Here is a 1,429-nt window from a genome sequence, read left to right on the forward strand (position 1 = left end):
ATTCACCGTGGAATACATCAGTTCGACTATTTTCTCTTTTGCATTACCCGATATCAGCAGCCCGCGCTTGGCCTTTTCGTAAAGTTTAGAAATCTGGTAAGCTTCCGGTAAAAGCAAAAAATCGCCGCCCAGGCAATTCGGCAGGAAATGGATGATAATTACTTCAACAGCTGTGTTGTCCGCACCTTCTTCCACACGCCAGGTATGTGGCAGGTTTTCTCCCAGAAGAATCAGTTCGCCGTCTGAAAAATTGCTGATACTGTCCCCGATAAAGCGTACTCCCTTGCCTCTTACCAGATAATGCAATTCCAGCTCAGGGTGATAGTGCCAGACTGTACCAAAACCGGCGTCTTTTTCATGGCGGATGCTGAATGAAGTTCGCGAAGGTATCGGAACTTTGTGAAAATGAGGTTTCATTTCAAATGTCCAGTGTGACAGGGTTTAGGTATCTGTCTGCTATTCATTTAAAGAGTAATATTTGTTTATCTATCCGGTCTTTTGTCAAAAAGTTCTACAAACGCTTATCTGCTTTCACTAGGACCTGTGGACTGCACCCATTTTGTCAAGGTAGGTCTGGCGTACGTTAAGGTCCTGGTACTTCCTCATCTCCGTAAAAATCTGATCTTTCAGATTGAGAAACAGGTATGATTGAAAATTCTCTTCCGCCTCCAACCGAATCCTGTCTTCCCAGATTTTCTCAAAAACATGGCTTGTTACTGCCTCTGCTTCGCTTTCATCTTTTAAAATAACCCTGCAAAGACTCATAGCAGGTTCACGAAAATAGGTGCAAAGCTGCGCAAACGCGGCCCTATCTCCTTCGGTAATGCGGTGCAAAATCTGCTGGGTCGGAAAGGCCATGGTTCTTGATTTTAAATGTTTGTATTATTTCAAAGGCACTGCGAAGCTGTTCTTAAAAACACTATCAATTCCAAGCTCACTGCGAAGCTGGTCCGCTTCTGCCAGTAACTTGTCAGCACGTTCCTTCACTTCTTCGGTCAGTGCGTCCACTTCTCTCCGCGTATAAAGTGAAATGGGAAAACCTCGTTTTTGAAGGCAGTACTTTGCGATAATCGGATAGGCTGTATGCACGATATCCATTGAATTATTGAAGAATGCCTGCAACCTATCTGTCTCTTCGGCACGTGCCGCATCATCGTAATGATTGCACATCCACACTACAAGTTCGGGATATATGTTGCCCTGAATGCATGATAACCCAGCAGCTCCGGCCCGGAGCGAGGCAGTTGCATTCACCATATATGCGTCGTACAAACCAAACCTGAACCCTTCCGTCGCTTTAATGCGCCTGGTGACTTCTTCAATATCAAGACAGGTATCTTTATGGTAAACAATTCGCCGGTTTTGCACCAGCTCGCCTAGCAACTTACTATCGATTAACCGTTTATATGGAACCGGACATTCGTAAAAG

At 44.9% G+C, this 1,429-nt stretch carries 3 protein-coding genes; all 3 read right to left on the reverse strand.

Going from position 1 to position 1,429, the window contains the following annotated elements:
* Positions 1–417, reverse strand: a 417-nt coding sequence (locus tag ACTIE6_RS16910) for a cupin domain-containing protein (protein ID WP_439557764.1), incomplete at its 3' end; no start/stop codon positions are given.
* 117 nt (positions 418–534) lie between these two features.
* On the reverse strand, positions 535–858 hold the full coding sequence (locus ACTIE6_RS16915) for an RNA polymerase sigma factor (RefSeq protein ID WP_439557765.1): 324 nt from the start codon (positions 856–858) through the stop codon (positions 535–537).
* Positions 859–882: 24 nt separating this feature from the next.
* The coding region (locus ACTIE6_RS16920; protein WP_439557766.1) for a dihydrodipicolinate synthase family protein at positions 883–1,429 on the reverse strand (547 nt) is incomplete at its 5' end.

It is taken from the genome of Dyadobacter sp. (genome assembly GCF_051859145.1).
GTDB lineage: Bacteria > Bacteroidota > Bacteroidia > Cytophagales > Spirosomataceae > Dyadobacter.

Excerpts from the sequence above, each read along its gene's own strand:
- ACTIE6_RS16915 (WP_439557765.1), bottom strand. The coding sequence starts at position 858 with ATGGCCTTTCCGACCCAGCAGATTTTGCACCGCATTACCGAAGGAGAT.